This window comes from Mesorhizobium sp. WSM3626 (assembly GCF_000513935.1).
GTDB classification, from domain to species: Bacteria; Pseudomonadota; Alphaproteobacteria; order Rhizobiales; family Rhizobiaceae; genus Mesorhizobium; species Mesorhizobium salmacidum.
Genome location: NZ_AZUY01000093.1, coordinates 1 through 3,252, shown reverse-complemented (window position 1 = coordinate 3,252; position 3,252 = coordinate 1). Strand labels below are relative to the sequence as shown.

At 61.3% G+C, this 3,252-nt stretch carries 4 protein-coding genes; 1 reads left to right on the top strand and 3 read right to left on the bottom strand.

The genetic code is table 11. From position 1 onward, the window contains the following. Together M653_RS0130995 and M653_RS0130985 are read right to left on the bottom strand one after the other, a co-directional pair. Positions 1-490, bottom strand: a 490-nt coding sequence (locus M653_RS0130995) for an MFS transporter (RefSeq protein ID WP_027146769.1), incomplete at its 3' end; no start/stop codon positions are given. Positions 491-1,175: 685 nt separating this feature from the next. Then, positions 1,176-1,391 (bottom strand): hypothetical protein, encoded by a 216-nt coding sequence (locus M653_RS0130985; RefSeq protein ID WP_027146768.1) that lies wholly within the window; start codon positions 1,389-1,391, stop codon positions 1,176-1,178. A gap of 192 nt (positions 1,392-1,583) precedes the next feature. On the opposite strand from M653_RS0130985, the gene ubiM reads away from it, so the two are divergent. Next, on the top strand, positions 1,584-2,753 hold the full coding sequence (gene ubiM / locus M653_RS0130980) for a 5-demethoxyubiquinol-8 5-hydroxylase UbiM (RefSeq protein WP_027146767.1): 1,170 nt from the start codon (positions 1,584-1,586) through the stop codon (positions 2,751-2,753). 1 nt (position 2,754) lies between these two features. Here ubiM and M653_RS0130975 read toward each other — a convergent pair. Then, a partial coding sequence (locus M653_RS0130975; RefSeq protein ID WP_027146766.1) for an FAD-dependent oxidoreductase occupies positions 2,755-3,252 on the bottom strand: 498 nt, incomplete at its 5' end.

The following is a 3,252-nucleotide window of genomic DNA, read 5'->3' as shown; positions in this document are numbered from 1 at the left end:
CCACGGCCAGGAAGGTGGCCCGCCAGCCAAAGGCTTCGCCAAGCGCCGTTCCAGCGGGAACGCCGAGGATATTGGCCAGCGTCAGGCCGGCGAACATCAGCGCGATGGCGCTGGCGCGCTTGTTGCGTGGCACCAGGTTTGCGGCGACGACCGAGCCGATGCCGAAGAAGGCGCCGTGGCCGAAAGCGGTGAAGACGCGCGCGGCCATCAGCAGCCAGTAATTGAGCGCGATGGCGCAGAAGAGGTTGCCGACGACGAACAGGGCCGCAAGTCCGACCAGCACGGGTTTGCGCGGCAAATGCGCGGTAGCCATGCCGACGATTGGCGCGCCGAAGACGACGCCCAGCGCATAGCCGGCGACCAGCAGGCCGGCGGCGGGAATGGTTACGCCGAGAGCGGCGGCGATCTCCGGCAGCAGGCCCATGATGACGAATTCGGTGGTGCCGATGCAGAAGGACGCAATGGCAAGCGCAAGGATCGGAATGGGCATGAGAGGTCCAGACTAGCTCGGGGACATTCGCTGGAGAGCCACGCATGCATCGTTCCAAACGAGAGGTCGTGCTGAATCAAGACGATGCGGTCGATCCAGTGACGTCGGATGTCCGACATGTGAGACATCGGACCCAATGCCGCGGGTCCATACCCGAGAGGAGGCTTTCCGGTTGAGGTGCCGAGCTGGTGCCGTTGTGGTGCCGACCAGCTCGAACCCTCATCGTTGCGACTAAGCCGCTGGAACCCGAACGGGAAGCCCCGCTATGATTGACCCATCTGCCGCGACCCTGCGACAAAGCATTCCACCAAGTCGCGCAAGAACGGCGAGACGGCAGCTAGTTTGCATCGGAATTTGGTACAGGTCACGGATGGCAACACGCTAACCGGCGCGTCCCGGCAGGCGGCGCTCGGACGGTCAGTCGAGTTGCCGGCCGACAAATGGGCCGTTCAGACACGTTTCGATCATCTTTCCGGTTGTGCTTGACCCAAATCAAGGCTTGTCCGTTCACGGCATGCTCTCGTCACCCGGATCGAAGGAGAATGCTATGGCGGCGGAAAGCTTTCTGGTGGTCGTTGGAGTTTACATGACAATGATGGGCTTGTCGGCTTTGGCAATCTCGTCATTCAGCTCGCAAGCCGTAGCTGTCCCATCGAACCGGCGCCGCGCCGCCACCATGGTGGGTTTAGCCGAGCCAAAATCCTGAAGCATCGAATATGAGGTGGCGGCCGGTGACCAACGGGATCATGAGCGCAGGGCCGGCTTCGTTCTGGTCCTGCAACGGCTGGCCTGCGACGTAGGGATGTTGTTTCAAGGTTGTGTGCCAGATCGTGAGAAAATCCACACCCTTGGTCCACGCTGCATTGCACTCCCGGACAAGCTTCGAGACGATATCGGCCATGTGTCACCTGTTGATTGGTTTTTTATAAGAATGGTGTGAACGCACGGGGCGGCATTGACCTGGATCAGGTCGCACCGAAATTTTTGGTCTTGAGAGGCAAATGTGGAACCTGGTCATCAGAAACGCAGTCGGGCCATTTCGCTGGTTAAAAGGTGTTCGCTTCGACCTGAACCGCGCGGGCATTGCCCAAAGATGACGGGCTTCGACATCATCGTTGTGGGGGCCGGTCCGGTTGGTCTGGCGTTTGCTGCGTCGCTCGGCGCAAGTAATCTCAAGGTCGCATTGATCGAACGCCGGTCGGTGGCAGATCTGGGGCAGCCCGCCTTCGACGCACGTGAGATTGCACTCACGCACGCTTCGGTCAAAATTCTACGCGACCTGGGCGCATGGGATGCCATTCCCTATTCGGAAAAATCGCCCCTGCTTGGTGCTCGGGTACTCAATGGATCGAATCCGTTCGCGCTGAGCTTCGATGCGCCTGCGGGATGCGAGAAACCACTGGCGATTCTCGTGCCCAACCATTGGATTCGCAGCGCCCTGTTCGGCGTTGTCCGTACACTGGAGCATGTAAGTATATTCGCTGGTTCCAATGTCGTCGCCGCCCAAGTCAAAGACGGTGGCGCGACGGTTAACCTCTCAGATGGTCGACAGCTCCAAGGCCGACTTTTGGTGGCGGCGGATTCACGCCTCTCTCGGCTGCGCGAAATGCTGGGCATTGCCGCCAACGTCAACCGGCTTGGTTGCTCGATGCTGATCTGCCGTGTACGGCATGAACTGCATCACCAGCGGATCGCGACGGAATGGTTTGATGACAAGCAGACGATCGCGATGCTGCCGCTTGCGACAGGCGTGTCGTCATTGCTTGTGACACTTCCCGCAAACGAGGTTTCCCGGCTCGTGCTGATGAACGATGCTGCATTCGTCGCGGAGATGAACCAGCGCTGTGGAGGACGGCTGGGTAAAATGTCGCTCGCCAGCAGCCGCCATGCCTATTCCCTCGTCACGACGTGGGCAGACAGGTTCTGGATGCCGCGGGCCGCTCTCATCGGGGATGCGGCCGTCGGCATGCATCCTGTCACAGCGCATGGCTTCAACATCGGGCTTGGCGGCCAGCATCGACTCGCGAATGGAATTCTGGAGGCTTGGCGCAAAGGCACCGATATCGCCGACCCAACCTTGCTTCGTCGATATGAAACCCGGCTAAGACTGAGCGCCGCGCCGCTTTACCACGCCACCAACATGCTGGTTAAGCTTTACACAGACGAGCGCCCGCTGGCGCAGGTCGCAAGGCATGTTGGCCTTCGGCTCGGTCAAAATCTGCCATTCGTCCGACGCGGAATTTCTGCCGTGCTGAGGCGTTAGACTAGCGCGGCAGGACGGTCGTTCCCATCAGCGCCTCGTCGATCGAGCGTGCGGCCTGGCGGCCTTCGCGGATCGCCCAGACGACCAGCGACTGGCCGCGGCGCACATCGCCCGCCGCGTAGAGCCGGTCGACGCTGGTCCTGTAGTCGCGGTCGTTGGCCTCGACATTCCTGGAGCCGCGGCTGTCCGTAGTGATCTTCATCTCACCCTCCAGTTCCGCCGCAACGCCCGCCATCGCCGGGCCGGCAAAGCCGATGGCGATGAAGGCAAGATCGGCGCGGATGATGAATTCGGTGCCGGCGATCGGCTTGCGCTTCTCGTCGACCTCGCAGCACTTGACGCTGGTGAGCTGGCCTTCCTCGCCGATGAATTCGAGCGTCGCCACCTGGAATTCGCGTTCGGCGCCCTCGGCCTGCGAGGACGAGGTACGCATCTTCGTTGCCCAGTAGGGCCAGACGGAGAGCTTGTCTTCCTTCTCGGGCGGCTGCGGGCGGATGTC